Source organism: Sphingomonas aerophila (assembly GCF_014199305.1).
In the GTDB taxonomy this organism is placed as follows: domain Bacteria; phylum Pseudomonadota; class Alphaproteobacteria; order Sphingomonadales; family Sphingomonadaceae; genus Sphingomonas; species Sphingomonas aerophila.
The window spans coordinates 221,376-248,019 of record NZ_JACIJK010000004.1; the positions used below are offsets into that span (position 1 = coordinate 221,376).

The window sequence follows — 26,644 nt, forward strand, 5'->3', positions numbered from 1 at the left end:
GCGACCGTACCGCGCTCGCAAGCTGGAATGCTGCTCAACGAAGAGGAGCAGGGAACCGGGTCGCACGCTGAGCTTCTCGGCGCGAGCGGCAAAGACGGCTCGCATGTTGTTGTAAGAGAAAACCCGGTGCGCGTAACCCTGACGTCGGGCGACCTGGATGTGACTGCGTCCAAGCTGCCCTCTGACGACTTCCCGATGGATCAGACCCGGGACCTGCGAGAGCAGTTCACAGCCACCCTGTCGGGCGCTGACGTTGCTGCGATCGCCCGCGTGGCGGATGCCATGTCAAGCGAGATGACCCGATACTATTTGAACGGGGTCCGGTTGAAGTCAGTGGACGCGACCACGATCCAAGCGCAGGCCACTGACGGTCACCGCCTGTACCTAGCCGACATCACGCTACCAGATGCGAAGGGCGAGCTAGGCCCGAACGTGATCATCCCTCGGAAAGCGGTGCGGCTGCTGGTTGAGCTCGCCCGGTCTGTAAAGGACGGGGTGAGCCTAATTATCGGCTCACCAGCGCCAACCAATGAGGTGACGACTACGGCGCCGGCGCCGGTGAACGCGTCGCGGTTGCGTATCGCGCTTGCGGAACGGGCCGCAGAAGTGACGTTAACCGCTACGCTGATCGACGGCACTTACCCTGATGTCGCCCGCGTTATCCCCAAAGGCGGGGATAAGCAGGCGCTGTTCAAGATCGCCGAGCTTCGTCGCGCCATGTCGGCAGTCTCCGGCCACTCCCGCACGGTGCGGGCAACGAAGCTAACCTTCGATGCCGAAGGGACTGTCACGGTGTCTGCCGCTTACGTCGACAGCGGCTTAGCGGTGAAAGTGAAGGTGGCCTGCGAGCACAACGCGCCCGGCTTCGAGATCGGGTACAATGGTGAGTACCTCGCCTCCCTGCTGACCTCCGCGCAGGGTGAAGAGATCCTCTTCACGCTCACGGACCCGTCCGCGCCTGCTCTCGTGCGCAACCCCGCTGACACTGCCTGGTCGGCGGTCATCATGCCAATGCGGGTGAGCTGATCGTGGCGTCGGCTGCGCCAGACACCCGAGCCGCTAAAGAGGCTCAGCAACCCATCGTGTCAGTGGCCCGAATGATGGGTCTAGACACGGCCGGCAAAATGCTCGGCGGGCACGAGCGTCTGGGTGATGCACTCGCAATACAGCCTCGCAGCCTTCGCGCCAAGCTGGCGGGTGATCGGGGTATCTCCGCAGCCGACCTGATCGCCACGGCTGAGGCCCTCGACGCCCGCGCCGATCGCGTTCGCGAGCACGCCCGCAAGCTGCGCGAGGAGGCGGGCCAGTGAGTGCGTCCACCCACCAGCCCGCGGACAGCTCAGTTGCTGTCGGAATCGTCGTCGCTGGACTGAACGATCGCGATTACGCCGATGGCAGCGATGCCAGCAGCGATCAGAACTGCGGCAATGCCGCCAGCGCCGCCTGCGATCTTGTCCTTACCGGCCGGAGCGCTGGCGCGGACAGACTTGGCAACCGACAGCGAGGCAGCAGGGTTTGCCGGGGCAGCTGCGGCCATCGTCGGTGCAGCGATAAGAGCGGCGCCCGCGAGCGCGGCCGAAATGGACTTGATCATATTATTCTCCAACCAGGTTTGATTACTGGCCGCAGCGCCCTAGCCGCGACCAGCCACGGGCTAAACCCCAATCCTTTCAGATCGAGTAATCTGGCGCATCTCGATCCTGCCGCGTCCACGAGCAACGGAGCAGCGGTATGAGCAATCAGGACGCCCTTGTCCTGCTCGCCACCTGGGGCGCGTGGTCGCTGGCCATGCTGACGTCGAGGGCGCGGCGGATCGCAGTCGCGTTCGAGCGTCTGGCCTCGCTCGCTGAGCGAGGCCGCCAATGACGCGCTACCCGGAGACTAGAGCCGATCGTCCAAACAACGGTAGCAGAGGCTCACGTTTGGTCCGACGTGACCTTCAGAGGCTGCGAAGCCCTCATTGCAGCGCACACAGACGCCGACCTGTGGCCGCTGCGCGCGGGCAAGGGTCCAACCCGTCTCTGCCCCGGTCATGCGTGCCAATCGGTCGTGCTGTTCATCGTGCCAAGTCGGTTGCGTCATATCTGCCTCTCGGCGGAGCCGTACCGCGGCTTTGTGACGATCGGGTAAAGCTCGGGCTGTTTCGCGCGCGCTTGGCGAGGATCAGAGCATGACCGGCGAACGCATTCACCATGTCGTCCGCATCGGCAGGGTCGGTGCGACCGGCCGCGAGCCGAAGGACGTGGTCACTTCTGACCGCATCCTCGCGAACGCTCGCCTTGGCTACTACGTCGGCCGCTGGCGCGTCCGTGACCACACCGACACCATAGCGGCCCTGTGCGGTCCGTGGGGGCGGCTGGCGTGACGCGCTGGTACCGCGCTTACGAGGGGACAGTCACTGACCCCAAGCTCGGTGAGGCGGCGCTTCTCGCCGAGTGTTCGCGCGCGGTCACGATTGCTACTTGGCATTCTCTCCTAGAGAGCGCCGCTTCTGTAAACGATGGCGGCCGGTTCGGCACAACCGCCCGCCGTATTGCCGTAATCCTCTGTGAGCCCCCCGCGCTCATCACGTCTGTGCTCGATGCCTTTTCCGAGCTGGGCCTCATCGACGCGGGCGCTGTCACAGCATGGAGCCGTCGCCAGTACGAGAGCGACAGCAGCACGGAACGCGCCCGTCGCAGCCGCGCCAAGAAGAAGGCTGGCAACGCCGATGCAACGTTGCGCGAGCGTTGCGCAACGGCCCCAGAGACAGAAGCAGATACAGAGACAGATCATTCCGTTGCTGACGCAACGGGCACGGTCGTGCCGCACCCGGCCACGGACTTCTGCAAAGCGGTTTTCGATAGCGGCCGAGCTATCCTCACCCGGAGCGGAATGGACCCTCGTCAGGCGGGCTCGCTTCTCGGTCGCTGGCGCAAGTCGCTCGGCGACCCCGAACTTCTCACCCTGATCCGACAATCTGAAGCTGAAGGTCACAGCGACCCCGCTGCGTGGCTTTCGGCTGCCGTGGAGACCCGAAATGGAAAGCATCGGCCATATCGCCAACCAGCTAATCGTTCAGCCGACGGCTTCACCAGCGCCCTGCGTCGCGCGTCCGCAAAGCTTGAAGCCGGCAACCTTGGCTGACTGCCGCGAAATCGCCGCATGGGCAGAAGCCACTATGCCAGTCGTGCAGCCGGCAAGCCCAGCGCGGGTCACGAAGCGTCTGGAGCATTTGGACGCGATGCTGCCGCGGCGCGCCCAAGACGATGACGCAGGCGAACTGCGCACCTCCGGATACTTGGCGCTGCTGATTGGCCAGCCCGACGAGGCGTTGGCGTTCATGGTTCGGGAGGCGTGTCGCCGCTTCAACTGGTTTCCGACCGCCAAGCAGCTGCTCGACATCCTGGCGGAGTATCGGGCTCCCCAGTCGGAGCAGGCAGTTGCCCTGCTCGAATGTCAGCGCTTCGCCGACCAAGCGTTCGCGACGTGGCTCGGCAACGTCGACGACGGCCAGCCGATCGGGGACGTGCCGGAGCAATGGTGCCGTATCGCGGTCGAGCGTGGCTTGGTGCGGCGATTGAGCGACGGCAGCTACATGTCTCGCGCCCTGTATCACGGACCGTTCAAGGCTTGGGCCCCGGAGCCAAGGGTCGGGTCTGCCCTGCTTTCTGCGGCTGAGCCGATGCGCGAGGCGGCATGATGTGCCCTGGCACGATGATCGCACCTTCTACGCATGCTCCTGCGGTGCTCGGGATGAGACGATCGAGCGCAACCCGCCCCGCGTCATCTGGTGCTGGGCATGTGGCGCCAAGACGTCGCGCCAGTGGCTACCACAAGCCGTAGCGCGTGACCGTGTTCCACAATTGTTCTAAGATGATTTCGAGCGGGAGTTGATGAGATGAGGCGGGCTCAGGACTGTTGCATCCTGCGGACATCTGGGCCGCGCACGCTGAAGGTAGCCGCTTCGCTTCGCGATGCGGGCTTCGATGCATGGACGCCCGAGCAGACGGTTAGCCGCAGGAAGCCTCGGTCGACGAAGCGCGTCGAGACGCCCGTGCCTATCACGCCCTCCTTCGTGTTCGTGCGTGCCGACCGCTTGGCTGACCTAGCGCTGGTGTTGCGTCTGCCCATCAACCCGCACCCGCCCTTCTCGCTATTCCGTCATGGTGGTCGTGTCCCGCTGATCGCTGATCGGGAGATCGCGAACCTGCGGTCAATGGAGGCGGACGCCGCTGATCGGGCGCAACGTGCTGCACGCAAAGCGCATCGTCAGGCATTCACGCCTGGCCAAGAGGTCACCTGCAACGAGGCAGCGTTCATCGGATTGACCGGCGTGGTTGAGCAGAGTGACGGGAAGCAGGCAGTTGTGCTCTTTGGCGGCGCGCTGCGCATGACAATTGCCTCTTGGCGACTGACTCACAATCCGGTACAGGAGGGGAACAAGCCCGCTATGGGCATCGCCGCCTAAGCGGCTGGGAGTTAAGGTCGGGCGCTGCGGGCGCTGCCCTTGCCATCACCGAGTGGCGCGATGGCGTTGCCAAGCGGACTGCCGAAGGCGTGAAGGTTAGACGCCACCAGTCCGAACAGAGATAAGCGGTGACGCCCAAACCCGCCTTTAAAACCGAGCTGTTACGAACCGCTTAAGATTGCCCACTTCGGCTACTGCCCCGCATCCCAAACACCCGACCACGGCGGCGGGTGCGAAGCGTCTGATCGCCTGTAGCTACGGCGCAACCGGTGCGGGGCAGCGAGTGCCTACCGGCAATCAGGCGAACGGCTAAACCTCAGTCAGCTTATCAGTGCACGAAGGCTTCTAAGTGAGTGACGACCGGCTCTGGTAAGGGGTGTGCAAACTCGACACCGAGCTCGCCCGGGCGCTGCCACACGACCCAGCCTTCGAACTTGGTGAAGCCTTTCACTTCGATCGCCGCAAACGAGCCGATCGCGAAACTGACCTGCCCTTCGATCCTGCAACCCACGGATGACACGTCGACCATGTACGCCAGCGAAGGGCGAGTGTGCGTGCTACTCATCATTACCGGCAAGCCGAGGTGCCGGCGCATTGCACGACGTTCATCGATCCAGGCGGTTGATTGTGCCTGCTGAAGGCGTTGCGCGAGTTGCATAGGCACGCGCTACTGCCCAACCCTTGATCACCAGTTAAGCCGTAGACGAGGCGCCTTCGAGCGGATCGAGGCCCTGCGCCCCAGACTTTTCTTTCGATCCATCAAAGAGGAACCCATGGCCTCAGCTTCAGACGTCGCGACGGTCATTGTCTCCGCGCTTGCTGAGATCGGCATGACTGGTGAGGTCGACGCTACCAAGGATGGCGTGCAAGCGGTCCAGTGGATCGGGTCGCCGTCTGGTAACGACGTTCAGGTGGTCGTGACGGTGCAGCCGCTCGATCGATCTGATGGGTAAGCTGAAGACGCTGCCCCATCGACTGGCTTCCCTGAAGCCGTCTCTCGGTTCCCTGCCACCGGTCGAGCGTTCGGACGACGCTACCCGCAGACTCAACGCCCCGTGGCGCAAGTGGTACGGCACAGCACGCTGGCAAAAGCTCCGGCTCGCAACTTGGCGCCGGGACTTGTTCACCTGCCAGTGGCCCGGCTGCGGTCGCGTGACCGCCGATACTTTGCAGCTGGTCGCGGATCATAAAATCCCGCACCGCGGCGATGAGCGCCTGTTCTGGGACGAGAGCAACGTCCAGACGCTGTGCAAGCCCTGCCACGACAGCCGCAAGCAGCGGGCTGAGAACGCCGCACGACGCAGCTAACCCAGGGGGGGGTAGGCCCGAACTTGGCCGACCCCTCCCGACCTACACCGCATCCCGCCTCACGCAGAGAAAAAATCCCGGTGGGCGGTTTGGGGTGCAAACTCGGGCCGGAGGTGCCCTGCGATGGCAGCCCGGAAAACAACTATCGATTGGGCTCGCATCGAGCTTGAATACTTGGCCGGCGAAGATTCCGTCCGCGAGATTGCTGACCGACACGAGATTTCGGACACGGCTATTCATAAGCGCGCGAAGGCTCAGAAGTGGGTGCGTCCGGTTTGCACCCGCAAACCTGCAAACCAGAGGGCCCCAAAGCCGGGTCCGCCAGCACCGTCAGCGGATCAGCCGACCGAGTCTCCGGCGATAGCCGACCGCGGTCGGCAACTCGTCGCCCGGATGATGGACGAGCTCGACACGGTCACCAGCCACATTGGCGAGCTGGAAGAGGCGATCGAGGAAGACTGCGAGGGCGATCGCACCGGCGACCGTCGTGCGGCGATGATGAAGGCGATCAGCCTTGATGGCCGGGCCAACACGCTCAAGACGTTGTCGCTCGCGTTTAAGACGCTGAACGAAGCGTCGGCCCCGCAAGGAAAGAAGGCCGCCCAGCAGGAAGCCGCGAAAGCGGTGGCTGGCCGTTTCCGCCAGATCGGCCCGCCGACGCTGAAGGCCGTCAAGTAAGTGCCGACCTGGTCGACGGCGTGCCCGGACTGGAAGCGGCGGATCCGCAAGCGCCAATCCCTGGTGCCGTTCGCGCCTCTGTTCTCGTCGTCAGCCGAAGCCAAGATGGAAGTGTTCACGGCGCTGAGCGTCGTGGATCTAGGGATCAATCCCGCGACCAACCGCTACTGGACGATCGGCGAATCCGCAGACACTTGGCTGCTCGACTTTGCTGCCGCGATCTTCGGCGCATACGACCCCGAGACGGGTCAGCAGATGATCCGACAGGGCATGCTCTTGGTGAGTAAAAAAAATACCAAGAGCACGATCGCAGCCGGCACCATGCTCACCGAGCTAATCTGCGGTTGGCGCCCATCTGACGAAAACCTGATTCTGGCACCGACCATAGAGGTCGCGAACAACAGCTTCGGCCCGGCGATGGACATGATCCGGGCGGACGAAGAACTCACCGCGCTGCTGCACCCGCAGGCCCACATTCGGACGATCACGAACCGGGACACCAAGGCGACACTGAAGGTAGTGGCGGCAGACGCGGCTACGGTGTCGGGCAAAAAGGCCAGCCGAGTCCTGGTGGACGAGCTCTGGCTCTTTGGCGAGCGCGCGAACGCAGACGCCATGTTTCGCGAGGCCACTGGCGGACAAGCCAGCCGGCCGGAGGGCTACACGCTCTTCCTCACGACGCAGTCGGACAAACCACCTGCCGGGGTGTTCAAGAGCAAGCTGTCCGTCTGGAACATGGACCGGATCGGGGCGGCGACGGCGTTCGGCGTGCCTGCGGCCGACAGCTGCTGCGGCGTGCTGTCTTCCATGTGGAGCACCGCCTGATCGCTGACCTCAAAGCGGGGCTCGTCACCGGTAGCTGTGAAGAAGTCCGCCGCGTCGACCAGCGCGACCGTGCCCGTGGTCACCGTTGCTGACTGCGCGACCGGGTAGCCGAGCAGCGTGCCGTTGCGCAGGTCGCCCGCGAACGGGAAGTCGCCCGCGCCGTTCTGCGTCAGCGAGATCGACAGCGCCTGGACGGGGTTCATCACCCAGACCGGTTGACGGACGTTGCCGCCCGAGGAGGTGATCAGGGCCGCAACCAGCGCCTTCAGGTCGCCCACGAGAGCAGCAAAGCCGCCGCCGGTGGTGGCCGTCACGCCAGTGACGCCGTTCCGGAGACCAGCAGGACGAATGGCGGTTGCAGCATTCGTGTCCAGCAGGACGGTGTCGATGGCGACGCCGGTGTCTTCCTGGATTGCCGTGCGCAGCACCTGCTCGATGTCGGGCGTCGGCTTCTCTGCGATCTCACGCGTGAACGTGGTGATCACCGCCATCTTCTTGGGCGTCAACGTCGAAGCGCTGAAGCCTGCCTGGCGGACCGGGATGGGCGCGCCCTGACCGACGAACGAGCCAGCGATCGACGGGGTCGCCGAACGGGCCGGGATCGACACGACGCCGTTGCGGCCGAAGGTGAACTTGCCACCCAGGTCGCGCAGCACCGGATAGACTGACTTGGCCACCAGCGTGTCAATGAAATCGAGCGTGGCGGTCTGCACCAGCTCCGCTGCCCAGCCGCTCGTGGTCGTGGTCGCCGGCGCCGAGGCAGCCTTGGTCGTGACATCGAGCATGGCCTTGATCGTGTCGTCTTCGCCGTAGCGCGACGTCAGGACGTCGATGGCCGAACGCCCCTCGATCTTGGCCAGCACCTGCACGACAGCAGACCGGATGATCAGGTCACCAGGCTGGCTCTTCTTGGCAGGAGCCGCAAACGGGCGGCGAGGCTCGGCAGCAGTGTCCGCCGGCCTAGCAGTTTTCATGGCCAGGGCCTTCTCGGCACGCTGCAGACCGGCGAGCGCGGCTTCCTGCGTTTCGATCTGGCCCGCCAGTTCTTCGGTTACGATCGTGTCGGCATCGTCTGCCTTGACGTGATCGGTAAGAGCGTCCTTGAGACGAGTGAGTTCGTTCTGCGCGGTTACGATCCGCTCGGAGAGGGTTGCCACGTTTGAAGCCTTTCGATGTGGGGAGTTCAGAGCGGCGGTCTCGCCGGGGCATCCGCGACGCAGCACTGTGCTGACCCGTTCGGCATTCTCGCCAAAGACCAGTCGTTTCATGTCGTCGGAAAGGTTGAGCGACTTCGCCAAAGCGAGCGCATTCGGGTTGGCCGGCACGCTCACGAGCGAACATTCCAGCAGTTCCTGTGATTTGTATCGAAGACCGCCCACCTTCGAGCCGCTCAGCGCCTCTGCAGTGAATGGCTTAAAACCAACCGAGGTAGCCCGCAGCATGCGAGCCTCGACCAAAGCCCTGAGCTCGTCGATGCGCTGAGACAGCCCCCTCGCGAGCAAGTTCAGTCGGCCGCGCAACTTGCCAGCTTCAACTCGAACGTTCTCCCAATTGCCGATTGGAAAGTCGGAGTCGTGGTTGAACAGCGCGATCGGGTTGGAGAGGAACGTCGCAAGCTTCCATCCGGCCTGATCGATTACGTCCCCCATGCGATCAACAGTCTCGTCGGACAGGACGAACTCATAGGGATCGTTGTCTGCGGGGCTTGCGAGCGCCTTGTGTAGAACGTCCATAGTTGGTTCCTTCAGCCTATCATGGCGGCGACATCGACCGCGGATGCTGCGGATGGATTGCGGGTCATGTACCGAGATCGGCCAGGTCGAGAAGATCGGGACGATGGGCGCCAGCTACGCGAAGACGGAGTTCCAGCCGCTCTTCGGGCCCAAGCAGAAGCACAAGGGCGCCGCTGACTATGGCTCGCTGTCGCCATCGCTCGCGCACGACGAGAGCGACCCGGGGCAGGCAATCCTGCGCGCGGCTGCCGACAGCCCGAACTTGTTCGCCTTCCGGGTGGTCTATCCAACCGGGGCCAAGCGGTTCTTCCAAGGGAAAGTGTTCGGCTACCCTGAGACGGTCGACGGGGCGGACGCCCTGCTGATGGTCACGCCCACGATCGAGATCAACTCGGTGATCGTGAAGGTCGCGGCCTCGGGCGCAGTCGTGCTGCCGTCTGTGTCGCTGTCGGGGGCGCTATCCAAGTCTGAGGGGGACAGCGGCACTGTCGCCTATACTTATATCGTGACCCTCTCGCAGGCTGCGCCGGTTGGCGGCACAGCCGTACCGTGGGCGCTGGCCTATGGAAGCACCGACGCGAACGACTTCGCAGCTGGGCAAGCTACCAGTGGAACGCTGACCATCGCGCAGGGTCAACTGAGCGGCACCGTGACCATCAACGCCAAGGGCGACACAAGCCTCGAAGGCGACGAGACCTTTACCTTCCTGATCTCGACGCCGCCTGGCTATATCGCAGGCGCAGCGACCAGCGCGACGGGCACAATCCTCAACGATGACGCCCCGCCCGCGCCGGTGTTCACGACCTTGCCATCGATCAGCCCGACGAGTGGCACGGCCGGCACGACCGTGTTCGCCGCGACCGATGGCGTCGCGACGAATGCGACCTCGGTCACTCGCCGCTGGCTGCTCGGGACGACGTCGATCGGCACTGGCGCGACGGTAGTCGCGCCGACCAACGGCTCTCTCACGCTGGAGAACACGGCTGCCGGCCCCGGCGGCTCAACGACGGTCACCAGCACTGCGGTCGCGGTCGCGGCAGCGGCTTCGAGCGTCAACCTAGCGATGACGCAGCTGACGGACGGTCGCATCTACCAGCGTTCAACGAAGACCGGCAGCGCCAATGCCAAGGGCGCCGGGTCGATCGCGGTTCCTATTGCGCTGGACGGGGCCGCGACCTCGATCGAGTATCGGTTGCGTGATGCCGTGGCGAACGGCAACCCGGTCGTTCAGGACTGGACCACAGCGGCAAGCAACGTCGCGGCAGCCGCCACGAGCGTCACCTGCCCGAACGTGCCGGCCCGGCTGGGTTGGTACTACCTCGACCTGCGGGCCAACGGTGGCACGGCACAGCTTGGAACGTCGAAGATCGGCATGGGCCGGGTCGTGGCCGTCTCAGGTCAGTCGCTCGCAACACGCATGTTCACCGCCCGGGACAGCCAGGCGACGGTCACCATGGCATCGCTCGGGATCACACCAAACGCGAACACCTCGATCTATGCCGCTCCGCTGGAGCCGACACAGACGGCGTACACGCCCAGCTGGGGCGCCAACGTCGACGGCACGACCGGGTACAACAGTGCCTTCGCCGCTGAGTTTCTGAACCGGCAGATTGCAGCCGCTGGCGTCAGCTGCGCGCTGGTGGGTTATGCGCGCGGCTCTCAGTCGATCACAGTCTTTGTGCCGGGAGGGGCCGACAATGGAGGACTTCGGGCTGCCCTCGACGCAGTTGGCGGCTTCGAGACGTTCATCTGGATGCAGGGCCATACCGATGCTAAAAACGGTATGGCGTCAGCGACTTATCAGACGAACCTCACGAGCCTGTTTGCCGACGTCACCGCACATAACGCGACCCTCGGGTCCAACTACGACAAGCTGATCGGCAGCATCCCGAACATCAACAGCACGAGCTGGGGCACTTCGGCTCAGATCCAGGCGATCCGGAACGCCTCGGCCGCATGGGCTGCTGCCAATGGTGGGGTCTCGATCAACGCAAACGACATCGATCTCTACGATGGCGTCCACGAGTCCCAGGCTGGCGCGATCACGCTCGCCGACCACTTCTACCGCGCTTCGCGGTCGGGTCTCGGCTTGGCGCACAACGACGCCGGTCCTGCGATCTCGTCGGCAACGCGCGCGGCGGGGTCGGCGAATGTTGTCCTGACGATCTCGCTACCGAGCGGGGCAACTGCCCTTACCTCCGTCGGCTCACCCGCCTCTCGGTTCGCAGTGTTCGCGAGTGGGTCCACATCGGGGGGGCTTGCGCTCGATGCGACTACCCCGATCAGCATCAGCGGATCGACTATTACCCTGAAGCTCGCGGCGGTTCCTGCCGATAGCCAAGCTCTGGACGTTTACGCCTTCTACCCGCCCGACAGCAGCAACGCGGGTCAGGCAAACGTTATCTATGACAACAACACGGATGGGGATGGCATTACGCGCGGTCGCCAGCTCATGGCGACGCTCGCGGCTGTGACCGCAGCGGCACCGGTTCCCGGCACGGCACCGACCCAAGTCGGGCCGAACCTGACGATGACGAATGCGAGCTACCAGGCTGGGAAGACAGGGTTCGGGCAGGAACTGGCGGGCGGCTATGGCTTCTCGCCTGCCGCAACGGACTTAATGGCGGGGCAGGCTACCGTTACGCTGGAGGCGTGGTTCTCCGTTGCAGCGGCGCCTTCCAGCCTGCGCGTGTTCGTCGGGCAGAGTCAGCGCTGCTTCTTGGGCGTCAATGCTCAGGGCCGACTTGTCGCTGGCTTCAATAAGCAGGCCGCAGCAACGGGCGCGACGGTCTACATCAACAGCAGCAGCGGCAGCGCGGCAGGCACGAACCCGGTCGTCAGCGATGGCGCTCGCCACCACGTTGCGCTCGTCATGACGCCAACGGGGGTGACCCTGTACCTTGATGGCGCTCAGGTCGGTTCTTCTGCGACCGCGTTCTGGCAGGGCGCCGCAACAGACAAGTTCGGTGTCGGCAACTTCAACTCCACAGACACTACATTCCTGTGGACCGGCACGTTGGATGAAGTCGCAGTCTGGAGCACTGCCAAGTATTCCGCAGCGTTCACACCGCCAACGACACCGTATGTTGGCAGCGAAACCGGCTTGATCGGCCTCTATCATCTGGACGGCACAGGCAATGCTGCAACATTCTAATCCGGGGTCACGGGAACTGGCACTCCTGGCAGACATCGTACCCGCTGAAGTAGTCTTTCTCGCCGCACACGGGGCAAGCATCCAACTTCGGACCGACCTTTGTAGGCCAGAAACGAACAAGCAAAGTCGAGCCGCCGAGGATCAAGGCTATCCCGCCGAGGAATTGCACCACCTCTGGCAGACGGTGCCGTCAAGCGAGCAGAAAAAGAACCGCTTCGCAAGCGTTTGTCCCGCTCTGAGCTTATCAGACGATAAGGCGTCCTCTTCACCGTCCCCGTAGCAGAGCCAAGCTGCGACCAGCCGTGTCTCGAAGCCTAAACTGCCGACCTTCGATCAGCCGCTGTGCCCAAGAATAGGGGAGCCAAGGTGCGGCTTCGCTCGATGATCAAGTAAGCAGCCAAAGGCACGGCAACACCAAGGACAATCAGAGCGAGATCTATGTCGAGGCCGACTGCCCGAAAGGTGCGGCGGACGAACTGATGCAGGAACATGATCACTATTGCGGCCTCCCCTAACCACGCCAGTCGCGCACCGACGACCGGCAGTTTGGAAATCGGCTTCATCAGTTCGAAGAACAGACAGGTCAGCGCCATGGCCACAGCGATCGATAAGAACGGCACACCCGGTTCAGCGTACTTCATGTCCATGCCGAGTGGGATACCAAGGCTCCACGTGACCGCCCCGATTGCAAGAACCGCGACGCTGCCGAGAACCACCTTGCGCGGATCTGGTGAGGCCACTTTGAGCACGTTTCCAAACCAAAACAGCGGCAACCCGAACGGGACGATTCCCAATGCTAACGGCGGTGCGAACCACGGCTTAGCCCAGGCAAGAGCGTAGCCGAGCAAGAGCAGAAACAGCACAGTCCCGATCACTTGAGCCTTCAGCGGGCTGCCCCAACGCCTGATCAAGGCGTTGTAAGTTAGTTGAGTGAAGAAAAGGCAGGTCAGGAACCAGAATACGCCGTACTCGCCGTTGAGACGCTCCCCTCCGCGGATTATAGCTTTGATGCCTGCCGGGGTCAGATAGAGGCTCGGGACACCCAGCAAAGCGTACCTCAAAGCAAGAGCAGCCCAGATGAGTGTTAGGTACGACACGTAAGGGACGAGAAGCGAGCTGGCCTTCTTTCGTGCTAGTGTAACGGGTTCGCGTGGCGAGAAGAGCAGCCCCGCCACGATGAAGAACATCGGCATGCGGAACAGTCTCAGCACCCAAACAATCGGGGCTGCGAGAGTTGCGTCTGAGACGGCTTCAACATGTAAGACAACGAGGAGGATGATGCCCAGGCCCTTGGTGGCGTCTATCCACTCAAGCCTACCTGCCTTTCGCACCTCGCTCGCGCCCGCTGCAAAGCCTAGGTCGTTCAAACCTCGTTCTCCCGTTCTGGGAGCGAGACTAATCTAGCTCAGTCATTTTTCCATACAAAAGTCAGTCTCTCTTAGGGGTAGCTCACATCGGTCGCTAGCCCGGTCGCCTTCGGGCGAGGGCTCGGCCCATTTCTCCTGCAACACCAAAGGATTGACCCTCATGAGAACTGGCATCATCGCCGGACTGCTTGCGCTTGCCTGCGCTCCGGGCGCAGCTGCACAAGAGAAGCAACCCGATCAGCGGGCCCCTCGATCCGTTGCGATGGGCATCAACCTATCTGGCGGCGAGTTCAGAAGCGTCGAGAGAAGGGCCTTGCTGCCCGACCCGGCTGACCTGCGAGCCTACTATGACGCTGGTTTCCGCGTCTTCCGCATCCCGTTCAAGATGACGCAGGTAAGGACGGCGCCGGCCAAGCTCCGGCTGCTAGGTTCGACCTGCCTGGCGCTCAACGTGCCCTGCATCTTCGACCGCCACGAATATGACTGGCGCAAGGTGCCGCCCTCGGTGCCGGAGTGGCTCGCTTTTCTGAAGCTCATGCCGGCGTCAGACCTGATCCAGATCGACCCCATGAACGAGCTCAAGTTCTTCGACAGCAAAAAGGTCAAGAAGGACTGGGATCAATGGGCGCAAGAGGGTCAGCAGTGGGTCACCGACATGCGCTCGGCCGGGATCACGAACCAGTTATGGCTGGAGTACCCGGGCGTCACGGCCGCCTTCCGCTTCGACAAGGGCGAGCGCAAGGGTAAGGCCTGCCTGTCTGCCGCTTGTGCTCTGCGGAAACTGCCGGGCGGGACGATCGTGGACCCGCTCGGGAAGACTGGCCTTCAGGCCCACCGCTACCCCGACAAGAACAGCTCGGGCGCGAATGACTACTGCTACCCGTACACCAGCATTGGCACCTTTGCCCGACAGGCGAGGCCGTTCGGTCTGCCCGTCATGGTCGGCGAGATCGCGTTCGGCTCTGATCGCGGGATGCGGGACAGCTGTCGCGGGTTCGGTGCCGCCGTGATCGCGGAGATGCTGGAGGCTGAGAACCTTGCCTACGTCACTTGGTGGGGTGGCGGCCGTGGCTGGAAGAAGAGCTACCTCTTCCGCACGCCGGCCAGCCCTACCCTGCCCTATGTCCGGATGATCACCGGCAAGTAGCTACAATCGGCTCGGTCGAGATTCGGCACCGGATAACCCGCTGTTATGGGCCTGCGTTTTGAGCCACTTTCTTATGGGCTCGTCGTAGTACCTCAGGAGAACTTCTGCCAAGGCAACAGAACTGAGCAAAACGGCCGCGATGCCCAGAAACCCAAAACGATTGAGAGCAAGGTAGTCGCCCAGCTTCTTCACCGGCATATGAACGATGTAGAGCGGGTAGGATATCGCGCCCAACCACTCCACAAGCCGGCCCGTCTGCGTGGACGGGTTGCTGAAACAGCCGAGGCACATGACTGCTGGATACAGGACGAAGAGGCTTAACAGCGCATAGTAGTTGTCGCCACGTTTGAGCGTCGGCACCAGGAACGACGCGACAACGATCAGCGCCAGGGCTTCAAAAGGGACCCTTGGAAGGGTGACCTTGGAGATTAACCTGGCCAGCAGCATGCCAATCGAGAAGCCGAGCATAGCCCTGGGAAGCCCGTAGAAGAGGCCAGCGTAGTGCGCGCCCAAGTTTAAGGAATGCTGCTCCCGCGCGCCCAGCATCAGTACTGCAACGCTGAGCGCTGCGATGCCAGCGATTACGGGCCAGCGAAGCTTATAGCCGATGACGACATAGAAGGTGCTCGCGATTAGCTCAAAGAACAGCGACCAAGCCGGGACGTTGATCGTGAATGGTGTGTCAGCCCAGCCATAAGGTATCGGCAGCCCCAGCACCGCGAAGGGCAGTCCAGTCCATATGCTGACCCCATAAACTGCAAGGGCCACGGGAAATCCGAGCAGCGTCCCCAGAACGAGCATGGGGTAAAGCCTGATAATTCTTGCGCGAGCGAAATCGCCGCGCGTCATGCCGCCCTTGAGACGACTTCTGTAAGCGTGGTCAACGACCAAGCCGCTTAGGATGAAGAAGAAATCGACGGCGAGGAAGGCATGCGGGACTAGCCGCACAGGGAGCACCCATACTGCGCAGTGGAAAACCACGACCGCGATAGCTGCCACGCCCCTCAGGCCGTCGAGCGCCGGCCAATGGCCAGTGCGTGTCAATCTGCTGCCTTCCATTGCCCCCCCTCGACGAAACGGGAGGGGTCATACTCAAGGAGACTAATCTACGCGAGCCTTGAGCCTGATTTTGCTCGTCATCGCTCGCCTTGCTATTCCAGCTTCAACCGAGAGCTATTGTGCCTAGCGCATGCTCGTCGGCGGAGCTTCTTCCGACAAGCCGTATAGGTGCCCTGCACTTAGACGTTGTTCGCCGAAGTATGGAACAGAAGCGAACAGCGCTCTCGAGCTAATCCGAGCGAAGCCAATCACGAGATCGCAACCGGCGGGGGCGCACGCTCGCCATTTCACAACGATGAAGGAACGACCCGATGAAGATCCTGATCTTCGCCGCGATGGCGCTTGGCCTTGCGACGCCGGCTCTGGCCGAAACCTACCGTATCCCTGCAACCGCAGGGACGAACAAGGCGGCTTGTCCGAAGGCGCCCGTCGTTGCGACCGAGCCCGGCTCGACCATCACGGGCGATGATCTGCCGCGAACCCTTAGTGACTACGTCACGATCGACCTCAAGGCCGGCAAGGTGAAGGTCGGCAACTGCTCGTTCCGGATCAGCGGCTTCGCCAATGCGACAGGCTCGCCTTTCGGTGCGACCCTGGTCGGCGATGACAACGCCAATGTCCTGACCGGGATTGCGGCCGACAAGGGCGGTGCCTCCGACGGAATCCGCGGCAATGGCGGCGATGACACGATCAGCACCAAGGCGGCGACCGCGCTCGTGTGGGGCGGTGCCGGCCGGGACCGGTTCGCCGTGCCTGCGGATCGCAAGATCAAAATCGGCGGGAAGACCTACGCCCAGCCTGTTGTGCAGGACCTCGCAGCTGGCGAGACGCTCACACGGCGGTAAGCTGGCGAGCGTGCAGGGCGGCCTCTTATCATTCACCGCCCTGCAGCGCCTTCAACCGTCAGCTTCGGATGGCTGCCAGTGGCGGCAGAAGGGCGAACCGGTTGCTAAACACAGAGCATGACGTGGACAGGGCGATAAAAGCATTGGGAAGCCTCGACGTGGGCGGCAATAATAGCGGCTGGAACGTCGATCGTTGCGGCCGGGATTTCTGGAGTCGCCCTCTACGCAACCATTGCCGGAGGTGCCGCGGCCGATAAACAGGCAGAGGCCGCCAAACGACTCAGTCAGGCAGCAATTGTGATTGCAGACAACGCTAAGCGGCAACTTAGCGTCATGGAAACTGATGCGTTAGCTAACGTCAGAACCGCAGCTGCTTCAGCCGCGCAGGCGACTGCCGCTAGGCAAGCACTGCTTACTTCAGCTCAGCAGGCGTCCGCGTCGGGACGGATCGCAGACTCTGCCGCGGCCCTGCCGTTTGTTGAACAGCGCCTTCAGCAACAGGCATCTGCTCAGGAATATGCGGCAGCCAAAGCTCTCTTCATCTACCATCTTCGGTTGATCTTGGACCGTCGTGGAAGTCTGATGAACATTATCGATATTTCTATGGGCGAAGATGGCAAGCAGGCCAGCCTCGCCACTGATCTCGAAACCTTGCACTGGTCGGCGCAATCAGATGTGAGGAGGGATGAGCGCGCATTCAGTGGTCTGCGGTACGATGCTACCATCGTGGGCGCGGTGAGCTACTCCACCGAGCTGACCCGCAGGCTCAGCGTCATCATCGAGCAGATGGCTAAGCAGGCGAAAAGTGACGCTGGCGTATCCGCTGTTGATTGGGAGGCAGTTCAACCAGAACTCGAAGCCATCCAGGACGAAGTGGAAACCCTTGTCGAGCTTAACAGCGAGGACAATCACCGCACACCGAAGCCAGGTCCAATAGTCCTAAATCCGTGCACGGGACCGACAACTAGGGAAATTTGCCAAGAAAGGTGGCAATAAGGTTGAGCGGAATCCTCCCCTTTTGCCTCAGTATCCCAAAACTCGTGCCTATGGCGCCGTCCCGGCAAGTCCGGATCGACGGCTGATCGCAAGATCAAGATTCGCGGGAAGACCTATGCCCAGCCAGTCGTGCAGGACTTGGCACCTGGCGAGAGCGTTACGCGGCGCTAATAAATCCAGCTACTCTGGATCAGTGGACAGGCCCGCTAACATAAGTAAACACGCGACTCGGGTCGCGCTGTTGCAGGGCGAGGCGGGCCTGCAAGGACACCCCCTAGCGCTCCTCCCCGTCCGGCAGAACGTTGCAACCTGTCGGACGGGGCTGGATGCTGCGGATCGTGACCCAGTAGCCGCTGGACGTGTAACCTTTTGGACGACAGCCCAGTGGTAAGCGAATGCATGTGAGCGGTCGCTTGAGACTCGTCGTGAGCGGCCCAGTACGCGATCCGTCACGCCAGTCGTAAGGGCGCCGGCAAGCACATTGCCGGCACCCTTCATCATAGCCGATCAGAACAAGAAGTCGCCAGATCCGAGATGTTCTGAAAGACCTTGCAGCTTGATGGCAAAGTCCGCCACTCCATCTCCGTTCACGTCACCACTGATGACCGTATAGCCGGACGTGTAGGCCGCTCTCAGCTCACCCGCGCTACCGCTGAAACCGTCGTCGCCGATGAAGTGAAACGCCTGGTTGCCGGACAGGGCAGAGGCAGCATCGATAGCACGAAGGTCAATCTTGTCGGCACCGCTCTGGAAGTCGTAGATGATGTCGCGGTTATTTGCGGTGGACTCGCTGATAGAATTATAGACAAACCTGTCGCTACCGGCGCCGCCCCAAAGATAATCTTTCCCCGCTCCACCGCGCAGAACATCATCGCCCACGCCGCCGTTCAGCGTGTCATTGCCCGCGCCGCCGTTCAGGGCATCGTCACCAGCACCGCCCCGCAGAATGTTCGCCGCATCATTGCCGATCATGCGGTTGGCAAGCTCGTTACCGTAGCCGTTGATGGCAGCGCCACCCGTCAAGGTCAGGTCCTCGACATTGGACGACAGCGTCCAGGTCACGCTGGAGTTCACGCCATCCACACCTTGGTCTGCAAACTCGGTCACAACATCGTATTTGCTGTCGACGAAGTAGAGGTCGTCGCCGGCGCCGCCCAGCAGGATGTCGGCGCCGCCACCCCCGTTGAGGATGTCTGATCCACCGCCGCCACTCAGGACGTTGTTGCTGTCTGATCCGATCAGCGTGTCATTGTTGGCGGTGCCGATCAGATTTTCGATGCTGTTGAACGTTTCGTTCAGGTACGATGTGCCGCTATCGAGGTTGACGTAGACGTGCGACATATTTGAAAAATCTACAGTGTCGGCTCCTGAGCCGCCATCGTAGATTGTCTTGTTACCAATGCCGACCAAGGTGTCGTCACCACCGCCGCCGCTCAACGTCTGGTATGCTCCCTGATTACCAACGATGCTGTCGTCGTAATCGGAGCCAAGTACTTGGTTGATGATAGTCGGCCACTGTCCTGCCTTGTCCAACACAGATAGGTTCAAGTCGATACTGGAACCCCAATCAGAATAATCCAAGACGCCATCAACAGCCTTGATAATCTTAGTCATGCAGTCCTCACAGCCAAGCGCGCCCGCGGGAGGTCAATCCCGCAGACACTGTGGACCACGCCTAAAGCATGGCACTGAATTGCTGAGCGCGTCCCCCGCCCTGCAGAATCTGCCTACGCGACGAATTATGAACAAATATTAACCATAGAAGTCAGCTTATCGAAGCAGAGGTGCGGTTCGCCGCATTCGAACGTTGATTCAGGCCTGTCAGGCTCGGGCCGGTTAACTCAGATCTTCCTGCCAGTTACTCCAGCGCACGCTGAGTTATCGCACCCGGCGGGCGCGTTACGCCCGCCACCTCACAACGATGAAGGAACGACCCGATGAAGATCCTGATCTTCGCCGCGATGGCGCTTGGCCTTGCGACGCCGGCTCTGGCCGAAACCTACCGTATCCCTGCAACCGCAGGGACGAACAAGGCGGCTTGTCCGAAGGCGCCCGTCGTTGCGACCGAGCCCGGCTCGACCATCACGGGCGATGATCTGCCGCGAACCCTTAGTGGCTACGTCACGATCGACCTCAAGGCCGGCAAGGTGAAGGTCGGCAACTGCTCGTTCCGGATCAGCGGCTTCGCCAATGCGACAGGCTCGCCTTTCGGTGCGACCCTGGTCGGCGATGACAACGCCAATGTCCTGACCGGGATTGCGGCCGACAAGGGCGGTGCCTCCGACGGAATCCGCGGCAATGGCGGCGATGACACGATCAGCACCAAGGCGGCGACCGCGCTCGTGTGGGGCGGTGCCGGCCGGGACCGGTTCGCCGTGCCTGCGGATCGCAAGATCAAAATCGGCGGGAAGACCTACGCCCAGCCTGTTGTGCAGGACTAGGCTGCGGGCGAAACTGTCACCCGGCGCTGATCGGAAGTCGAAACGTCGGCGGCGTGTGACGCTGCGGGACGGAGTTTCGGCCGTCGGTCACACGAGGGTTAGGCCGCCCACTCTGGGACCTCCGCTGGAAATCCAGCATGGATCAGCGCCTCGTATAACACTAGCTCGACCGTTTCGGCCTTCTCCCGGAGCACCTGTTCTCGATTGTAGATCGGCTGGGCTTCAGGATCATGGGCCTGCTGCTTGTCTCGGTAATACAAAACCCGCTTCTGCAGAGCATCAATCATCTTGATCTCACGCTCTGTGAGAAAGTCGTTCCGAGTCATAAATTACGTACTATCATATACGGCAGGCAGCGCGAAGCATCGGAGCAATGTGCTCCGCACATCTGTACACGGCGGTGTAACCTCCGCTGCTTTATCTCCAGTGCGGGTCGCGCTGTAGCAGGGCAAGGCGGGCCTGCGGGGGACACCCACCTTTGCGCTCCTCCCCGTCCGGCAGTTGGTTGCAACCTGTCGGACGGGGTTGAGGCCGCGAGGGGCACCAGTTGACTGTTGAAAAGAGGGCCAGCCTTTCGGCCGGCCCAAGTGTCAAGGAGTGCCCTGCAGAACCGGCTTAGTGTTCGGCCCGCAAGGCTGCTCTACCGCCCCCCAGTGAAGAGCGGGTTAATTTCATGCTCTCCCCTCATCGAGCGGAGCAAGGCCGTCATCGCTGGCGAGCCACCCAGGTGGCGCAGGTGAGGACCAAGGCCACGTCTTTGTCGGCTCGGTGAGCACACGCGGTGCGATCCAGCCCAGATGCTCGAGACGGTGCCGAATAGCTTTTAGCGGTTCGCCCAAGCCTTCGTCGGTCGTCCGCCCTGCTCTTCCCGCACGCTCCCAGAGCAGCCGTATTGGCTCAGCGTCGCGCGTGTACTTGTGCACTGTCAATAGAGCGAGGCGGATCTCCAGCGTGTTCACAGTCCGGCCGGGTGAGCGCGCGGCTGCGTCCTCCAGAATGCCTACAGCCGTGGCCACTGTCTCCTGATCAAGCTTGCTGATCTGGCGTTTCGCGTTCGCCTGGCGCCGTGCGTAGGGTACTGGAATGGCCCGCAACCGCGGGGAACCGCAGCCCGCACGACGGCAGCGTAGATGACGCGTGAGCTCCGACCAGGTGGTGCTGCCCCCGATCGCGAGCAGGTGCTTTGAGAGCGCGTCCACGGTCCAGTCCTCTTCGAATCGGCAGTCGCGACACGATATTCTCACATCGGCTTTGATCTGGTTGAGGTCGGAAAGTCTCTTCGGATTACCGACCATCGTCGCCTACCCCCGTGCAGCGTTGACGAAGAGCAGCGCATGTTCCCGGAACTTGGCCTGCCAGAACTCGCCCGCCTCAGCCCAGTGCGGGAAGTCGCGCTCCCGCCTCCACTCCCAGACCTGCTCGGCCAGCTGCTCGATCAGCGTTTCCTGATCGTTGGCCGTACAAACCCGGCAGCGTCCGCTAGTGGAGCCGGCCACGGCTCTGAGCCTCCACAGCATCTATGATTTTACAGAGCATGGCGGCCGCGCGCGGGCAGTCCGTCGCGGCGAGCTCGTCTTCCAGCCAGTCGATCGCGTCAAGGTGTCCGACGTCTGCAATTAGAGCTGCGGCCAGTATCTCGGCACTGTCCGGCATATTGGTGCGACATTCGGTTTGCAGGCTGGGACGAGGGTAGTTCAACGCGCTCTCCTAATTCGAGGGGCGCCCTTGTTCTCACTATGTTCCGGTTGGGCGCAAGCCTCGAATCAGCTATGTGCGTTCCCGGGCGGCACCTGCCTGCCGCTGACGAGCGGCTAGTGGTGCTTTCGCGTTGTGGTGTAGCTCAACTGGATAGAGCGCATCCGGACGGTGAGGTTATCGGTTCGAACCCGGTCACCGCGACGCGGAGAAAATCGATGCGGTCGCGGCCTAGCGCGCCGGGCCACGCCCCGCCTCAATCCGATCACGCATGCTGTCGCTCGGTCTGAATGTAAGCACCTTCCGGGCGGATACGAGGTGTGGCTCTAGCGTCTTGGGATTGCGACCCATTCGAGCGACCTTCTCGCGGATCACAAATACACCGAAGTTGGCGATCTTCACGTCCTCCCCTCTCCCGAGGGCGGCATTCATCTGCTCGAGTATCTGATCCACAAGTCGCCTAGCGCGAATGCGGGACAGCCCGTGCTCTTTGACGATTGCGTCGGCCAGATCGTCACGCGTCATGCTTACCCCGTGCGCGTTGGAAAGATCGGGCCCCTAACGGTCATTTTGGCAGCCGGGTAGGGCTGCTGCAATTCGATCACGTCGGCATAGCTGCCCCGCAACCATCGATACCAGTCCGCCTCGTGCAGGATGGTGATCATGGCCTTCGGGTGAATGGGCGCGACCAGTTCGTTCGGGTCGCAGGTGACCATGGTGAAGCCTGGGCCCTTGGCCGTCTGTTGCCAAAACCCCGCGACAGCGAACACGGGCTGCTCGGCGACAGCGAACCACATCTCACCTTTGACTGGCTTGCCCTCGCCTACCTGGTGCTTGTCGGGCGTCCATTCGCAAAACTCGGTCAGGGGCACGAGACACCGTCTCGACGGCTCGGCCGCTAGCGTCCGCCACTGTGGCGATTTCAGGTTGCGAACGTTCGTCATGGGCCAGGGCCCCTCCCCGCCCAGCACGTCCCAGCTCATCACGTCGACCACGCGACGGTCGCGCTCCTCACGAACGATGTAGGCCCGGCTCTTGGGGTAGAGTTCCTCCAGGCTAACGTTCGGCCGGACGACGTCTTGCGCCCAGCTGGCGGAGAAGCGCGCGTGAAGCGTCTCGGGCTCGCCCGCCAGGCGCGCGCGGTTGCACATCAGCCCACTTCTTTGAGGATGCGTTCGTTGATGGCCGCCCGGAGCTGCTTCTTCAAATTGTGGCTGGTCAGGTGGCCATCGACGCTTTCAAACCCTTCTTTCTTCAGGGTGCGGCGGATGTCCTCGACTGATCGCACGGACCCCGTCCGCGCCAGGTCAAGGGCGCGCATCACGGCGCCGGTCTCGCTCACAGGTCTATGTTCCGGCGCTCGCACTCGGCCGCAAGCAGGTCAGCGACCTCGTTCTCTGGCTCGCCATCCGTGCCGAGGTAGGCCTTGCGCAGATCCGCATCAGACAGGAGCCGCACCCATCCTTCGGCGGTCAGGATGAAATTCGTGCCGGGTCCGACCTTCGCGGCCCTGATCAGGCCCGCCCCCTCTAGCGCGTTGAGGTCGCCAGCCGGGGGCAATGCGTCGCTTGGATAGGGTACGCACCTCAGCAGAAAATCGACCTCGGGTTCTGACAAGTGCTCAACCATGGTCCGACCTGCTATCGGCAAGTGCAGCGACCTCGCGCTCAGGCCGGACGACGGTGGCGGGGCTCATTGTGCGATGCCTCGCGCCTCTAGCTCCGCCAGCAGTAACGGAGCGGTCGGGCTGTCCGGATCAGCTGCTACGCGCTCGTAGGCCTCTTTCAGCGCGTAATCTGAAAGCGCGTTAAAGGGACCGCGGTGATCTCCGGGCTGCGAGACGTGGTCAGCTTTATCCATGAGGCCAGCCTACCGGGTTCGCTAAATCGAGCAACCTGCGACGAGCGGTTCGCCGCAATCCTGTGGGTAACTTGACCCATGTTGGTTTTAGCTATGGTTCAAAGAAGTGGCGCCGCTTACGAGCCATGGCGCCGCAGATTACGAGATCATAATGAACGAGTTCTGGAAGAAACCTGCGCGGCTGTGGTGCCGGCGGGACAGCCGGAGTGCGCCTTCCGAGGCACAGGCGATATCGCACCTAAATAGCGGCTCCCTGGAGGCTATGGTGCGTGCTGCTATTGACGCAGAGGCGATCTGTGCTGCGCGAAACGACACCCTCTTCATTGATGTAGACGCAAAGCGGATGCTGTCCCTTGCTGACATTAAACAGCTGCACAGCGCCCCGGACTTTCCGGTCGAGATTTAAGGTCAGCAACCTGATGCGCGCTGACCATCGGCGCACTTGACAGACTCACCCTGTTCCAGAAGCTGCAGGAAGCTTGCAAAAGTACCGTCCCTTGGTGTCGGAATTGTTAGACGCAGGTTCTCGCCCGCTTCTGCCCTACTGAGTTCCTCGTGGGTCTGTGCCCATCGTCTCTTGTTTAAGCCAAACAACTCCGTGCCCCCGCACCCGTTCGACGCGGAAGATATGGCCGGTGCAATGTTAGCGCAAACAATATCAGAACCAACCTGCAGCCTACCTGGTCCCGTGACCTGGGCCAGCCCGCTCCAGATGCCTCGCCGAAGCGAGCGCGGAGAATATCGCAACCAAGGCGCCCAGGATGGCACTAGCTAGGCGAGGATGGTCACGCCATCCTGCTGCTTCTCATCCATGCTGCCAGCCTACCCGGTTCGGTGAGGTGGGCAACAGACTGTGGTCTGAAGTGCCCACCTTCGCCGCTTTAACAAAAGCCGGGCACGATCGTAGGCGGTTTGCAGCCGTTATCCCCACGCGTTTTGCAAAGCGCGTATTGAGCTTGGAAGCATGCACTATAGCTCACGTATTGATCCTTGGAGGCTCCGTATATGCACTCAGTTCGAGCGATGCCGTAACAAATATCTCCGGATTGAGCCGCACTAGGGGTGACCGGGATGACCGAATACACGGTCATGAGACAGGCCGCTTTAAGCCAAACCTTCTGCAACTTGGTCATTGATTTCTCTCCCTCTCCGAGTCGAGAAGCTGAAGATACGCTTTATCGACGACGTGAGAAGGGCACGCGAATGACTGTCCCCGGCTGTCGTGCCAGCACCTTGAAGCAATCAACTTTACGCCTATCCGGTTCGGTGAAGTGGGCACGTCAGGATGGAGGACCGCCGCTGGTGTCGTCGTCCTTTCGCGCGCGCTCCTCGACCGCTTCGCGCCTCCGTCTGATCTCCCCAGCGCTCTTAGGCGAGCAGTTCCAATCTAGGGCGAGCAAGATCGAAAACGTGAAGGGCCCTGCCGCAAGCAGGTAAAACCATAGGGATTGATCCATCGTGCTGCTCCGAGTCCGGAGCAAGCGGCTCGACGGCTAGCGCCTCCAGCCGATCAGAAACGACATTGGGCCCGAGCCTACCCGGTTCGCTCAGGTGGGCAATGGGGCTTATTCATGCCGTTCGGGTCACCTTGGAGCAGCTCAGGGCGCTTGCCCCGATGTCCGGACGCGGTAGGGACGCCAGGGAGGGAGACCGAGGGTGGCGCAGTTCAGAGCCTGGTTTGATCAGCTGCCTAAATTGCACCGGATCCTGATCACGGTAGCCGTTTGGGCGGCCATGTTTGCCGCTGGGATCGAAATCGGGCGCACGCTCTTTCAGGCGTCACATTGATAGAGGCAGCCTACCCGGTTCGGTTAGGTGGGCAAGCGGAAGTCCGCTTTGGCAGGATTGTGTTGAAAAGGTCGGCCGTCGCCCTGCAAGGCCCGATCAAGCGCCACTTTGTTACTTACGGCACAAATATACTGCGCGAATCGAGGAGTCTCGTTTGATGTCTTGATATTATCTTGCCGGTCCGGACCAATCGATCGTGACCAGCAGAGTTTTTCAACACAATCGCAGGAAAGCGGACGCTCGCTAGCGACGTAGGTGGGCGACTCTGATGCGAAGGAGGTTCGCTGCCAGAACGGCACCGAACGTCACCAGCAAGCTGGCGGGAAGGACGTAATTCGCTGAACCGTCAGGAAACGGGCTTGCGCCCGTCGCGCTGCGCACCACCATAGTGCCGAGCAAACCGGAGACTAACATTCCGACCGGCAGAACGGCCACGATGATACACAAACGATCAGCTCTGGTCATTGCCTTGCCTCCTGAAGCAAAACGCTAAGTGCTACTTACCCGCCTAGATGGACGTCCGCTATTGGGGCGAAAGCGGAGGCCGGACGACAGCGGATCAGCCCACGCCGGTTTGGTGAGGCAGACAGAATGAGTTCTCAAGTAAGAGCATACCTTCGTACTTAAGCCGTCCGCCTACCCGCAAAGCGAGTGGGGCAGCATCACCGGCCGGAGGAAGACCAGTTTTCGGATGCATGGCGTATCGCGAGGGCGGTAATAAATCCCGCGACGACACCGAGCCAAGGATGGCCGACTGCCGCCCGGCTGCGGCAACGGTGGCCTGCACGAGCGAGAACGCTAAGTTAGCGCGAGAACGGCGAGTCATAGCTCGGTCTGCCCAGATCTTCGGTTTCGACCCACGGTCAACGTCTACGCGAGCTCCGCTGCGCCCTGAACGAAAGCGCGACTCCCAACGCTGTCCCGATCGCGATTCCAATCGGCAGATTATGCATTGCTACTCCGACGCCCGCGCCGAGCGCGATACCGATACCGATCCACTTTGGGCTCATGATTTGCCTTCCCTGCAAGCAGCCTACCCGGTTCGGTGAGGTGGACAAGGTCCCCAGCTTGCCTAGTGATTGAGTTTGCGCTCGATCTCGCTCACTCTGCTTTCCAGCTCACTGACGCGCGCCAGAGCATTGCGCGCATTCACATCGGCAACGTCAGCCTGTTCAGCAATGCGCTTTGGGGAGAGCCGGTCTTCACAGCTGCCCAGCAGCAGACCGGCTAGGATGATCGCTTCGTAAGGTAAGCGTCTAGGCAGCTTTGGCATGCTCTCCAACCTAGCCGGTTCACCA

31 protein-coding genes, 1 tRNA gene and 1 pseudogene are annotated in these 26,644 nt (G+C 62.0%); 19 read left to right on the forward strand and 14 right to left on the reverse strand.

The window, feature by feature from the left end:
- Positions 1-126 precede the first annotated feature (126 nt).
- Together FHS94_RS07685 and FHS94_RS07690 are read left to right on the forward strand one after the other, a co-directional pair.
- Positions 127-1,026 carry a DNA polymerase III subunit beta family protein gene (locus FHS94_RS07685; protein WP_184056341.1) on the forward strand — a complete coding sequence of 300 codons (900 nt, stop codon included), beginning with the start codon at positions 127-129 and terminating at the stop codon, positions 1,024-1,026.
- 71 nt (positions 1,027-1,097) lie between these two features.
- Positions 1,098-1,310, forward strand: coding sequence for a hypothetical protein (locus tag FHS94_RS07690; RefSeq protein ID WP_221234624.1), 213 nt, complete (start codon positions 1,098-1,100; stop codon positions 1,308-1,310).
- 29 nt (positions 1,311-1,339) lie between these two features.
- Here the strand turns inward: FHS94_RS07690 and FHS94_RS07695 are convergent, their stop codons facing one another.
- Positions 1,340-1,594, reverse strand: coding sequence for a hypothetical protein (locus tag FHS94_RS07695; protein ID WP_184056343.1), 255 nt, complete (start codon positions 1,592-1,594; stop codon positions 1,340-1,342).
- Between the two features lie 137 nt (positions 1,595-1,731).
- On the opposite strand from FHS94_RS07695, the gene FHS94_RS19635 reads away from it, so the two are divergent.
- The 5 genes from FHS94_RS19635 to FHS94_RS07715 all read left to right on the forward strand — a co-directional run bounded on the left by FHS94_RS19635 (position 1,732) and on the right by FHS94_RS07715 (position 4,450).
- Positions 1,732-1,866, forward strand: a complete 135-nt coding sequence (locus FHS94_RS19635) for a hypothetical protein (RefSeq protein WP_281396860.1) — start codon at positions 1,732-1,734, stop codon at positions 1,864-1,866.
- Between the two features lie 304 nt (positions 1,867-2,170).
- Positions 2,171-2,365, forward strand: a complete 195-nt coding sequence (locus FHS94_RS07700; RefSeq protein ID WP_184056344.1) for a hypothetical protein — start codon at positions 2,171-2,173, stop codon at positions 2,363-2,365.
- A 209-nt stretch (positions 2,366-2,574) separates the two neighbouring features.
- On the forward strand, positions 2,575-3,126 hold the full coding sequence (locus FHS94_RS07705; protein ID WP_184056346.1) for a hypothetical protein: 552 nt from the start codon (positions 2,575-2,577) through the stop codon (positions 3,124-3,126).
- A 34-nt stretch (positions 3,127-3,160) separates the two neighbouring features.
- Positions 3,161-3,682, forward strand: a complete 522-nt coding sequence (locus tag FHS94_RS07710; protein ID WP_184056348.1) for a hypothetical protein — start codon at positions 3,161-3,163, stop codon at positions 3,680-3,682.
- Positions 3,683-4,036: 354 nt separating this feature from the next.
- Positions 4,037-4,450, forward strand: coding sequence for a hypothetical protein (locus FHS94_RS07715; RefSeq protein WP_184056350.1), 414 nt, complete (start codon positions 4,037-4,039; stop codon positions 4,448-4,450).
- Positions 4,451-4,778: 328 nt separating this feature from the next.
- Here FHS94_RS07715 and FHS94_RS07720 read toward each other — a convergent pair whose 3' ends face one another.
- Positions 4,779-5,108, reverse strand: coding sequence for a PilZ domain-containing protein (locus FHS94_RS07720; protein WP_184056352.1), 330 nt, complete (start codon positions 5,106-5,108; stop codon positions 4,779-4,781).
- Between the two features lie 115 nt (positions 5,109-5,223).
- Between FHS94_RS07720 and FHS94_RS07725 the strand changes: the two genes are divergently transcribed.
- The 4 genes and pseudogenes from FHS94_RS07725 to FHS94_RS19375 all read left to right on the forward strand — a co-directional run.
- Complete coding sequence (locus FHS94_RS07725) at positions 5,224-5,403, forward strand: hypothetical protein (RefSeq protein WP_184056354.1); 180 nt, start codon at positions 5,224-5,226, stop codon at positions 5,401-5,403.
- The gene (locus tag FHS94_RS07730; protein WP_184056356.1) at positions 5,396-5,758 is read left to right on the forward strand and encodes an HNH endonuclease; all 363 of its coding nucleotides are present in this window, start codon (positions 5,396-5,398) and stop codon (positions 5,756-5,758) included. The genes FHS94_RS07725 and FHS94_RS07730 overlap by 8 nt, the downstream gene beginning before the upstream one ends.
- Positions 5,759-6,154: 396 nt before the next feature.
- Positions 6,155-6,436, forward strand: a complete 282-nt coding sequence (locus FHS94_RS07735) for a hypothetical protein (protein WP_246348424.1) — start codon at positions 6,155-6,157, stop codon at positions 6,434-6,436.
- A gap of 270 nt (positions 6,437-6,706) precedes the next feature.
- Positions 6,707-7,066, forward strand: a pseudogene (locus FHS94_RS19375) (terminase large subunit domain-containing protein); the annotation flags it as partial.
- Positions 7,067-7,095: 29 nt separating this feature from the next.
- Here the strand turns inward: FHS94_RS19375 and FHS94_RS07745 are convergent.
- The gene (locus FHS94_RS07745) at positions 7,096-8,994 is read right to left on the reverse strand and encodes a phage major capsid protein (protein ID WP_184056360.1); all 1,899 of its coding nucleotides are present in this window, start codon (positions 8,992-8,994) and stop codon (positions 7,096-7,098) included.
- 52 nt (positions 8,995-9,046) lie between these two features.
- On the opposite strand from FHS94_RS07745, the gene FHS94_RS07750 reads away from it, so the two are divergent.
- On the forward strand, positions 9,047-12,148 hold the full coding sequence (locus FHS94_RS07750; protein ID WP_184056362.1) for a LamG-like jellyroll fold domain-containing protein: 3,102 nt from the start codon (positions 9,047-9,049) through the stop codon (positions 12,146-12,148).
- 314 nt (positions 12,149-12,462) lie between these two features.
- Here the strand turns inward: FHS94_RS07750 and FHS94_RS07755 are convergent, their stop codons facing one another.
- The gene (locus FHS94_RS07755; protein WP_184056364.1) at positions 12,463-13,515 is read right to left on the reverse strand and encodes an acyltransferase family protein; all 1,053 of its coding nucleotides are present in this window, start codon (positions 13,513-13,515) and stop codon (positions 12,463-12,465) included.
- A gap of 160 nt (positions 13,516-13,675) precedes the next feature.
- On the opposite strand from FHS94_RS07755, the gene FHS94_RS07760 reads away from it, so the two are divergent.
- Positions 13,676-14,662, forward strand: coding sequence for a cellulase family glycosylhydrolase (locus FHS94_RS07760; RefSeq protein WP_184056366.1), 987 nt, complete (start codon positions 13,676-13,678; stop codon positions 14,660-14,662).
- Here FHS94_RS07760 and FHS94_RS07765 read toward each other — a convergent pair whose 3' ends face one another.
- The gene (locus tag FHS94_RS07765; RefSeq protein ID WP_184056368.1) at positions 14,663-15,721 is read right to left on the reverse strand and encodes an acyltransferase family protein; all 1,059 of its coding nucleotides are present in this window, start codon (positions 15,719-15,721) and stop codon (positions 14,663-14,665) included.
- Between the two features lie 311 nt (positions 15,722-16,032).
- On the opposite strand from FHS94_RS07765, the gene FHS94_RS07770 reads away from it, so the two are divergent.
- Positions 16,033-16,566 (forward strand): calcium-binding protein, encoded by a 534-nt coding sequence (locus tag FHS94_RS07770; RefSeq protein ID WP_184056370.1) that lies wholly within the window; start codon positions 16,033-16,035, stop codon positions 16,564-16,566.
- 333 nt (positions 16,567-16,899) lie between these two features.
- Positions 16,900-17,562, forward strand: coding sequence for a hypothetical protein (locus tag FHS94_RS07775; protein WP_221234626.1), 663 nt, complete (start codon positions 16,900-16,902; stop codon positions 17,560-17,562).
- Between the two features lie 507 nt (positions 17,563-18,069).
- On the opposite strand, the gene FHS94_RS07780 is transcribed toward FHS94_RS07775, so the two are convergent.
- Positions 18,070-19,176, reverse strand: coding sequence for a calcium-binding protein (locus FHS94_RS07780; RefSeq protein ID WP_184056373.1), 1,107 nt, complete (start codon positions 19,174-19,176; stop codon positions 18,070-18,072).
- 323 nt (positions 19,177-19,499) lie between these two features.
- Between FHS94_RS07780 and FHS94_RS07785 the strand changes: the two genes are divergently transcribed.
- Complete coding sequence (locus FHS94_RS07785) at positions 19,500-20,003, forward strand: calcium-binding protein (RefSeq protein WP_184056375.1); 504 nt, start codon at positions 19,500-19,502, stop codon at positions 20,001-20,003.
- Positions 20,004-20,101: 98 nt separating this feature from the next.
- Here FHS94_RS07785 and FHS94_RS07790 read toward each other — a convergent pair whose 3' ends face one another.
- Both FHS94_RS07790 and FHS94_RS07795 read right to left on the reverse strand, forming a co-directional pair.
- Positions 20,102-20,329, reverse strand: coding sequence for a hypothetical protein (locus tag FHS94_RS07790; protein ID WP_221234627.1), 228 nt, complete (start codon positions 20,327-20,329; stop codon positions 20,102-20,104).
- 975 nt (positions 20,330-21,304) lie between these two features.
- Positions 21,305-21,499, reverse strand: coding sequence for a hypothetical protein (locus FHS94_RS07795; protein ID WP_184056379.1), 195 nt, complete (start codon positions 21,497-21,499; stop codon positions 21,305-21,307).
- A gap of 333 nt (positions 21,500-21,832) precedes the next feature.
- Between FHS94_RS07795 and FHS94_RS07800 the strand changes: the two genes are divergently transcribed.
- Positions 21,833-21,902: transfer RNA gene (locus tag FHS94_RS07800), tRNA-Ser, on the forward strand.
- A gap of 27 nt (positions 21,903-21,929) precedes the next feature.
- On the opposite strand, the gene FHS94_RS07805 is transcribed toward FHS94_RS07800, so the two are convergent.
- Genes FHS94_RS07805 through FHS94_RS07820 form a run of 4 tightly spaced genes read right to left on the reverse strand, consistent with a single transcriptional unit; the run spans position 21,930 to position 23,327 of the window.
- Positions 21,930-22,223, reverse strand: a complete 294-nt coding sequence (locus FHS94_RS07805) for an integration host factor subunit alpha (RefSeq protein WP_184056381.1) — start codon at positions 22,221-22,223, stop codon at positions 21,930-21,932.
- A gap of 2 nt (positions 22,224-22,225) precedes the next feature.
- Entirely contained in the window at positions 22,226-22,849 is a 624-nt protein-coding gene (locus tag FHS94_RS07810) for an SOS response-associated peptidase family protein (RefSeq protein ID WP_184056383.1), read from the reverse strand.
- On the reverse strand, positions 22,849-23,040 hold the full coding sequence (locus FHS94_RS07815) for a hypothetical protein (protein ID WP_184056385.1): 192 nt from the start codon (positions 23,038-23,040) through the stop codon (positions 22,849-22,851). The genes FHS94_RS07810 and FHS94_RS07815 overlap by 1 nt, the downstream gene beginning before the upstream one ends.
- Positions 23,037-23,327 carry a hypothetical protein gene (locus tag FHS94_RS07820; RefSeq protein ID WP_184056387.1) on the reverse strand — a complete coding sequence of 97 codons (291 nt, stop codon included), beginning with the start codon at positions 23,325-23,327 and terminating at the stop codon, positions 23,037-23,039. Before FHS94_RS07820 ends, FHS94_RS07815 begins: the two co-directional genes overlap by 4 nt.
- Before the next feature lie 382 nt (positions 23,328-23,709).
- Here FHS94_RS07820 and FHS94_RS07825 point away from each other — a divergent pair, with 382 nt between their 5' ends.
- Together FHS94_RS07825 and FHS94_RS19910 are read left to right on the forward strand one after the other, a co-directional pair.
- A complete protein-coding gene (locus FHS94_RS07825; RefSeq protein ID WP_184056389.1) occupies positions 23,710-23,964 on the forward strand; it encodes a hypothetical protein in 255 nt (84 codons plus the stop codon).
- A gap of 1,250 nt (positions 23,965-25,214) precedes the next feature.
- Positions 25,215-25,346, forward strand: a complete 132-nt coding sequence (locus FHS94_RS19910; protein ID WP_184056391.1) for an OapA N-terminal domain-containing protein — start codon at positions 25,215-25,217, stop codon at positions 25,344-25,346.
- Positions 25,347-26,209: 863 nt separating this feature from the next.
- Here the strand turns inward: FHS94_RS19910 and FHS94_RS20000 are convergent.
- Positions 26,210-26,356 carry a glycine zipper domain-containing protein gene (locus tag FHS94_RS20000; RefSeq protein WP_484592894.1) on the reverse strand — a complete coding sequence of 49 codons (147 nt, stop codon included), beginning with the start codon at positions 26,354-26,356 and terminating at the stop codon, positions 26,210-26,212.
- 62 nt (positions 26,357-26,418) lie between these two features.
- A complete protein-coding gene (locus FHS94_RS07835; protein WP_184056393.1) occupies positions 26,419-26,619 on the reverse strand; it encodes a hypothetical protein in 201 nt (66 codons plus the stop codon).
- Between the last annotated feature and the right edge of the window lie 25 nt (positions 26,620-26,644).

Excerpts from the sequence above, each read along its gene's own strand:
- FHS94_RS20000 (WP_484592894.1), bottom strand. The coding sequence starts at position 26,356 with ATGAGCCCAAAGTGGATCGGTATCGGTATCGCGCTCGGCGCGGGCGTC.
- FHS94_RS07790 (WP_221234627.1), bottom strand. The coding sequence starts at position 20,329 with ATGACTCGGAACGACTTTCTCACAGAGCGTGAGATCAAGATGATTGAT.
- FHS94_RS07730 (WP_184056356.1), top strand. The coding sequence starts at position 5,396 with ATGGGTAAGCTGAAGACGCTGCCCCATCGACTGGCTTCCCTGAAGCCG.
- FHS94_RS07820 (WP_184056387.1), bottom strand. The coding sequence starts at position 23,327 with ATGGTTGAGCACTTGTCAGAACCCGAGGTCGATTTTCTGCTGAGGTGC.
- FHS94_RS07725 (WP_184056354.1), top strand. The coding sequence starts at position 5,224 with ATGGCCTCAGCTTCAGACGTCGCGACGGTCATTGTCTCCGCGCTTGCT.
- FHS94_RS07735 (WP_246348424.1), top strand. The coding sequence starts at position 6,155 with ATGGACGAGCTCGACACGGTCACCAGCCACATTGGCGAGCTGGAAGAG.
- FHS94_RS07780 (WP_184056373.1), bottom strand. The coding sequence starts at position 19,176 with ATGACTAAGATTATCAAGGCTGTTGATGGCGTCTTGGATTATTCTGAT.
- FHS94_RS07805 (WP_184056381.1), bottom strand. The coding sequence starts at position 22,223 with ATGACGCGTGACGATCTGGCCGACGCAATCGTCAAAGAGCACGGGCTG.
- FHS94_RS07720 (WP_184056352.1), bottom strand. The coding sequence starts at position 5,108 with ATGCAACTCGCGCAACGCCTTCAGCAGGCACAATCAACCGCCTGGATC.
- FHS94_RS07765 (WP_184056368.1), bottom strand. The coding sequence starts at position 15,721 with ATGGAAGGCAGCAGATTGACACGCACTGGCCATTGGCCGGCGCTCGAC.
- FHS94_RS07825 (WP_184056389.1), top strand. The coding sequence starts at position 23,710 with ATGAACGAGTTCTGGAAGAAACCTGCGCGGCTGTGGTGCCGGCGGGAC.
- FHS94_RS07775 (WP_221234626.1), top strand. The coding sequence starts at position 16,900 with ATGGAAACTGATGCGTTAGCTAACGTCAGAACCGCAGCTGCTTCAGCC.
- FHS94_RS07750 (WP_184056362.1), top strand. The coding sequence starts at position 9,047 with ATGGATTGCGGGTCATGTACCGAGATCGGCCAGGTCGAGAAGATCGGG.
- FHS94_RS07690 (WP_221234624.1), top strand. The coding sequence starts at position 1,098 with ATGATGGGTCTAGACACGGCCGGCAAAATGCTCGGCGGGCACGAGCGT.
- FHS94_RS07810 (WP_184056383.1), bottom strand. The coding sequence starts at position 22,849 with ATGTGCAACCGCGCGCGCCTGGCGGGCGAGCCCGAGACGCTTCACGCG.
- FHS94_RS07700 (WP_184056344.1), top strand. The coding sequence starts at position 2,171 with ATGACCGGCGAACGCATTCACCATGTCGTCCGCATCGGCAGGGTCGGT.
- FHS94_RS07760 (WP_184056366.1), top strand. The coding sequence starts at position 13,676 with ATGAGAACTGGCATCATCGCCGGACTGCTTGCGCTTGCCTGCGCTCCG.
- FHS94_RS07710 (WP_184056348.1), top strand. The coding sequence starts at position 3,161 with ATGCCAGTCGTGCAGCCGGCAAGCCCAGCGCGGGTCACGAAGCGTCTG.
- FHS94_RS07770 (WP_184056370.1), top strand. The coding sequence starts at position 16,033 with ATGAAGATCCTGATCTTCGCCGCGATGGCGCTTGGCCTTGCGACGCCG.
- FHS94_RS07745 (WP_184056360.1), bottom strand. The coding sequence starts at position 8,994 with ATGGACGTTCTACACAAGGCGCTCGCAAGCCCCGCAGACAACGATCCC.
- FHS94_RS19635 (WP_281396860.1), top strand. The coding sequence starts at position 1,732 with ATGAGCAATCAGGACGCCCTTGTCCTGCTCGCCACCTGGGGCGCGTGG.
- FHS94_RS07835 (WP_184056393.1), bottom strand. The coding sequence starts at position 26,619 with ATGCCAAAGCTGCCTAGACGCTTACCTTACGAAGCGATCATCCTAGCC.
- FHS94_RS07695 (WP_184056343.1), bottom strand. The coding sequence starts at position 1,594 with ATGATCAAGTCCATTTCGGCCGCGCTCGCGGGCGCCGCTCTTATCGCT.
- FHS94_RS07785 (WP_184056375.1), top strand. The coding sequence starts at position 19,500 with ATGAAGATCCTGATCTTCGCCGCGATGGCGCTTGGCCTTGCGACGCCG.